Origin of the sequence: Pseudomonas sp. JL2 (assembly GCF_031570495.1) — a bacterium.
Lineage (GTDB): Bacteria > Pseudomonadota > Gammaproteobacteria > Pseudomonadales > Pseudomonadaceae > Aquipseudomonas > Aquipseudomonas rhizophila.
In genome coordinates this window covers 1-5,536 of the sequence record NZ_JAKUDH010000051.1, presented here as the reverse complement: position 1 = coordinate 5,536, position 5,536 = coordinate 1, and the positions used below count along the sequence as shown (strand labels likewise).

General features: G+C 52.0%; 2 tRNA genes and 2 rRNA genes. All 4 read left to right on the top strand.

Annotated features, from left to right (window positions below):
* The first annotated feature begins 178 nt into the window (after positions 1–178).
* The 4 genes from MKS85_RS28590 to MKS85_RS28575 all read left to right on the top strand — a co-directional run bounded on the left by MKS85_RS28590 (position 179) and on the right by MKS85_RS28575 (position 5,460).
* A 16S ribosomal RNA gene (locus MKS85_RS28590) occupies positions 179–1,715 on the top strand.
* Between the two features lie 244 nt (positions 1,716–1,959).
* Positions 1,960–2,036: transfer RNA gene (locus MKS85_RS28585), tRNA-Ile, on the top strand.
* Between the two features lie 83 nt (positions 2,037–2,119).
* Positions 2,120–2,195, top strand: a tRNA-Ala gene (locus tag MKS85_RS28580).
* A gap of 373 nt (positions 2,196–2,568) precedes the next feature.
* Positions 2,569–5,460 (top strand): 23S ribosomal RNA (locus MKS85_RS28575).
* Together the 16S and 23S rRNA genes with 2 tRNA genes alongside form the textbook arrangement of a ribosomal RNA operon.
* The last annotated feature ends 76 nt before the right edge of the window (positions 5,461–5,536 follow it).

Below are 5,536 nucleotides of genomic sequence, written 5' to 3'. Positions count from 1 at the left end.
CGAAAGGCTCAACCCACCGCTCTTTAACAACTGAATCAAGCAATTCGTGTGGGTGCTTGTGGAGTCAGACTGCTAGTCAACAGATTATCAGCATCACAAGTTACTCCGCGAGAAATCAAAGATGTAACCAACGATTGCTGAGCCAAGTTTAGGGTTTTCTCAAAACCCAAAGATGTTTGAACTGAAGAGTTTGATCATGGCTCAGATTGAACGCTGGCGGCAGGCCTAACACATGCAAGTCGAGCGGTAGAGAGGTGCTTGCACCTCTTGAGAGCGGCGGACGGGTGAGTAAAGCCTAGGAATCTGCCTGGTAGTGGGGGATAACGCTCGGAAACGGACGCTAATACCGCATACGTCCTACGGGAGAAAGCAGGGGACCTTCGGGCCTTGCGCTATCAGATGAGCCTAGGTCGGATTAGCTAGTTGGTGAGGTAATGGCTCACCAAGGCGACGATCCGTAACTGGTCTGAGAGGATGATCAGTCACACTGGAACTGAGACACGGTCCAGACTCCTACGGGAGGCAGCAGTGGGGAATATTGGACAATGGGCGAAAGCCTGATCCAGCCATGCCGCGTGTGTGAAGAAGGTCTTCGGATTGTAAAGCACTTTAAGTTGGGAGGAAGGGCATTAACCTAATACGTTAGTGTTTTGACGTTACCGACAGAATAAGCACCGGCTAACTCTGTGCCAGCAGCCGCGGTAATACAGAGGGTGCAAGCGTTAATCGGAATTACTGGGCGTAAAGCGCGCGTAGGTGGTTCGTTAAGTTGGATGTGAAATCCCCGGGCTCAACCTGGGAACTGCATTCAAAACTGTCGAGCTAGAGTATGGTAGAGGGTGGTGGAATTTCCTGTGTAGCGGTGAAATGCGTAGATATAGGAAGGAACACCAGTGGCGAAGGCGACCACCTGGACTGATACTGACACTGAGGTGCGAAAGCGTGGGGAGCAAACAGGATTAGATACCCTGGTAGTCCACGCCGTAAACGATGTCAACTAGCCGTTGGGAGCCTTGAGCTCTTAGTGGCGCAGCTAACGCATTAAGTTGACCGCCTGGGGAGTACGGCCGCAAGGTTAAAACTCAAATGAATTGACGGGGGCCCGCACAAGCGGTGGAGCATGTGGTTTAATTCGAAGCAACGCGAAGAACCTTACCAGGCCTTGACATCCAATGAACTTTCCAGAGATGGATTGGTGCCTTCGGGAACATTGAGACAGGTGCTGCATGGCTGTCGTCAGCTCGTGTCGTGAGATGTTGGGTTAAGTCCCGTAACGAGCGCAACCCTTGTCCTTAGTTACCAGCACGTCATGGTGGGCACTCTAAGGAGACTGCCGGTGACAAACCGGAGGAAGGTGGGGATGACGTCAAGTCATCATGGCCCTTACGGCCTGGGCTACACACGTGCTACAATGGTCGGTACAGAGGGTTGCCAAGCCGCGAGGTGGAGCTAATCCCACAAAACCGATCGTAGTCCGGATCGCAGTCTGCAACTCGACTGCGTGAAGTCGGAATCGCTAGTAATCGCGAATCAGAATGTCGCGGTGAATACGTTCCCGGGCCTTGTACACACCGCCCGTCACACCATGGGAGTGGGTTGCACCAGAAGTAGCTAGTCTAACCTTCGGGGGGACGGTTACCACGGTGTGATTCATGACTGGGGTGAAGTCGTAACAAGGTAGCCGTAGGGGAACCTGCGGCTGGATCACCTCCTTAATCGACGACCGCAGCTGCTTCANCCGTCACACCATGGGAGTGGGTTGCACCAGAAGTAGCTAGTCTAACCTTCGGGGGGACGGTTACCACGGTGTGATTCATGACTGGGGTGAAGTCGTAACAAGGTAGCCGTAGGGGAACCTGCGGCTGGATCACCTCCTTAATCGACGACCGCAGCTGCTTCATGAGCTCCCACACGAATTGCTTGATTCATTGAAGAAGACGAAAGAAGCAGCCCGAAATTGGGTCTGTAGCTCAGTTGGTTAGAGCGCACCCCTGATAAGGGTGAGGTCGGCAGTTCGAATCTGCCCAGACCCACCAATTTTGTGTGGGAAAAGNGGGTGAGGTCGGCAGTTCGAATCTGCCCAGACCCACCAATTTCATGGTGTTCCCTGTAGAAATACGGGGCCATAGCTCAGCTGGGAGAGCGCCTGCCTTGCACGCAGGAGGTCAGCGGTTCGATCCCGCTTGGCTCCACCACTACTGCTTCGATTGTATAAAGCTTAGAAATGAGCATTCCATCGGTTCGATGATGAATGTTGATTTCTAGTCTTTGACTAGTNGCACGCAGGAGGTCAGCGGTTCGATCCCGCTTGGCTCCACCATTACAGATTGGCACCAACGTTTAAAGCTTAGAAATGAGCATTCCACCAAGACGGTGCTGAATGTTGATTTCTAGTCTTTTGATTAGATCGTTCTTTAAAAATTTGGGTATGTGATAGAAAGATAGACTGGACGTTACTTTCACTGGTAACGGATCAGGCTAAGGTAAAATTTGTGAGTTGCTCTTAGAGCATGCGAATTTTCGGCGAATGTCGTCTTCACAGTATAACCAGATTGCTTGGGGTTATATGGTCAAGTGAAGAAGCGCATACGGTGGATGCCTTGGCAGTCAGAGGCGATGAAAGACGTGGTAGCCTGCGAAAAGCTTCGGGGAGTCGGCAAACAGACTTTGATCCGGAGATGTCTGAATGGGGGAACCCAGCCATCATAAGATGGTTATCTTGTACTGAATACATAGGTGCAAGAGGCGAACCAGGGGAACTGAAACATCTAAGTACCCTGAGGAAAAGAAATCAACCGAGATTCCCTTAGTAGTGGCGAGCGAACGGGGACTAGCCCTTAAGTGGCTTTGAGATTAGCGGAACGCTCTGGAAAGTGCGGCCATAGTGGGTGATAGCCCTGTACGCGAAAATCTCTTAGTCATGAAATCGAGTAGGACGGAGCACGAGAAACTTTGTCTGAATATGGGGGGACCATCCTCCAAGGCTAAATACTACTGACTGACCGATAGTGAACTAGTACCGTGAGGGAAAGGCGAAAAGAACCCCGGAGAGGGGAGTGAAATAGATCCTGAAACCGTATGCGTACAAGCAGTGGGAGCCCACTTTGTTGGGTGACTGCGTACCTTTTGTATAATGGGTCAGCGACTTATTTTCAGTGGCGAGCTTAACCGAATAGGGGAGGCGTAGCGAAAGCGAGTCTTAATAGGGCGTCTAGTCGCTGGGAATAGACCCGAAACCGGGCGATCTATCCATGGGCAGGTTGAAGGTTGGGTAACACTAACTGGAGGACCGAACCGACTACCGTTGAAAAGTTAGCGGATGACCTGTGGATCGGAGTGAAAGGCTAATCAAGCTCGGAGATAGCTGGTTCTCCTCGAAAGCTATTTAGGTAGCGCCTCATGTATCACTGTAGGGGGTAGAGCACTGTTTCGGCTAGGGGGTCATCCCGACTTACCAAACCGATGCAAACTCCGAATACCTACAAGTGCCGAGCATGGGAGACACACGGCGGGTGCTAACGTCCGTCGTGAAAAGGGAAACAACCCAGACCGTCAGCTAAGGTCCCAAAGTTATGGTTAAGTGGGAAACGATGTGGGAAGGCTTAGACAGCTAGGAGGTTGGCTTAGAAGCAGCCACCCTTTAAAGAAAGCGTAATAGCTCACTAGTCGAGTCGGCCTGCGCGGAAGATGTAACGGGGCTCAAACCATACACCGAAGCTACGGGTATCACTTAGGTGATGCGGTAGAGGAGCGTTCTGTAAGCCTGTGAAGGTGAGTTGAGAAGCTTGCTGGAGGTATCAGAAGTGCGAATGCTGACATGAGTAACGACAATGGGTGTGAAAAACACCCACGCCGAAAGACCAAGGTTTCCTGCGCAACGTTAATCGACGCAGGGTTAGTCGGTCCCTAAGGCGAGGCTGAAAAGCGTAGTCGATGGAAAACAGGTTAATATTCCTGTACTTCTGGTTATTGCGATGGAGGGACGGAGAAGGCTAGGCCAGCTTGGCGTTGGTTGTCCAAGTTTAAGGTGGTAGGCTGAGATCTTAGGTAAATCCGGGATCTTAAGGCCGAGAGCTGATGACGAGTTACCCTTTGGGTGACGAAGTGGTTGATGCCATGCTTCCAAGAAAAGCTTCTAAGCTTCAGATAACCAGGAACCGTACCCCAAACCGACACAGGTGGTTGGGTAGAGAATACCAAGGCGCTTGAGAGAACTCGGGTGAAGGAACTAGGCAAAATGGCACCGTAACTTCGGGAGAAGGTGCGCCGGTGAGGGTGAAGCACTTGCTGCGTAAGCCCACGCCGGTCGAAGATACCAGGCCGCTGCGACTGTTTATTAAAAACACAGCACTCTGCAAACACGAAAGTGGACGTATAGGGTGTGACGCCTGCCCGGTGCCGGAAGGTTAATTGATGGGGTTAGCTAACGCGAAGCTCTTGATCGAAGCCCCGGTAAACGGCGGCCGTAACTATAACGGTCCTAAGGTAGCGAAATTCCTTGTCGGGTAAGTTCCGACCTGCACGAATGGCGTAACGATGGCGGCGCTGTCTCCACCCGAGACTCAGTGAAATTGAAATCGCTGTGAAGATGCAGTGTATCCGCGGCTAGACGGAAAGACCCCGTGAACCTTTACTATAGCTTTGCACTGGACTTTGAATTTGCTTGTGTAGGATAGGTGGGAGGCTTTGAAGCGTGGACGCCAGTTCGCGTGGAGCCATCCTTGAAATACCACCCTGGCAACTTTGAGGTTCTAACTCAGGTCCGTTATCCGGATCGAGGACAGTGTATGGTGGGTAGTTTGACTGGGGCGGTCTCCTCCTAAAGAGTAACGGAGGAGTACGAAGGTGCGCTCAGACCGGTCGGAAATCGGTCGTAGAGTATAAAGGCAAAAGCGCGCTTGACTGCGAGACAGACACGTCGAGCAGGTACGAAAGTAGGTCTTAGTGATCCGGTGGTTCTGTATGGAAGGGCCATCGCTCAACGGATAAAAGGTACTCCGGGGATAACAGGCTGATACCGCCCAAGAGTTCATATCGACGGCGGTGTTTGGCACCTCGATGTCGGCTCATCACATCCTGGGGCTGAAGCCGGTCCCAAGGGTATGGCTGTTCGCCATTTAAAGTGGTACGCGAGCTGGGTTTAGAACGTCGTGAGACAGTTCGGTCCCTATCTGCCGTGGACGTTTGAGATTTGAGAGGGGCTGCTCCTAGTACGAGAGGACCGGAGTGGACGAACCTCTGGTGTTCCGGTTGTCACGCCAGTGGCATTGCCGGGTAGCTATGTTCGGAAAAGATAACCGCTGAAAGCATCTAAGCGGGAAACTTGCCTCAAGATGAGATCTCACTGGGACCTTGAGTCCCCTGAAGGGCCGTCGAAGACTACGACGTTGATAGGTGGGGTGTGTAAGCGCTGTGAGGCGTTGAGCTAACCCATACTAATTGCCCGTGAGGCTTGACCATATAACACCCAAGCAATTTGCTGACCCGATACAGGGCACCAGATTGCGGTGTGTGAAGACGCTATGAACCGAAAGTT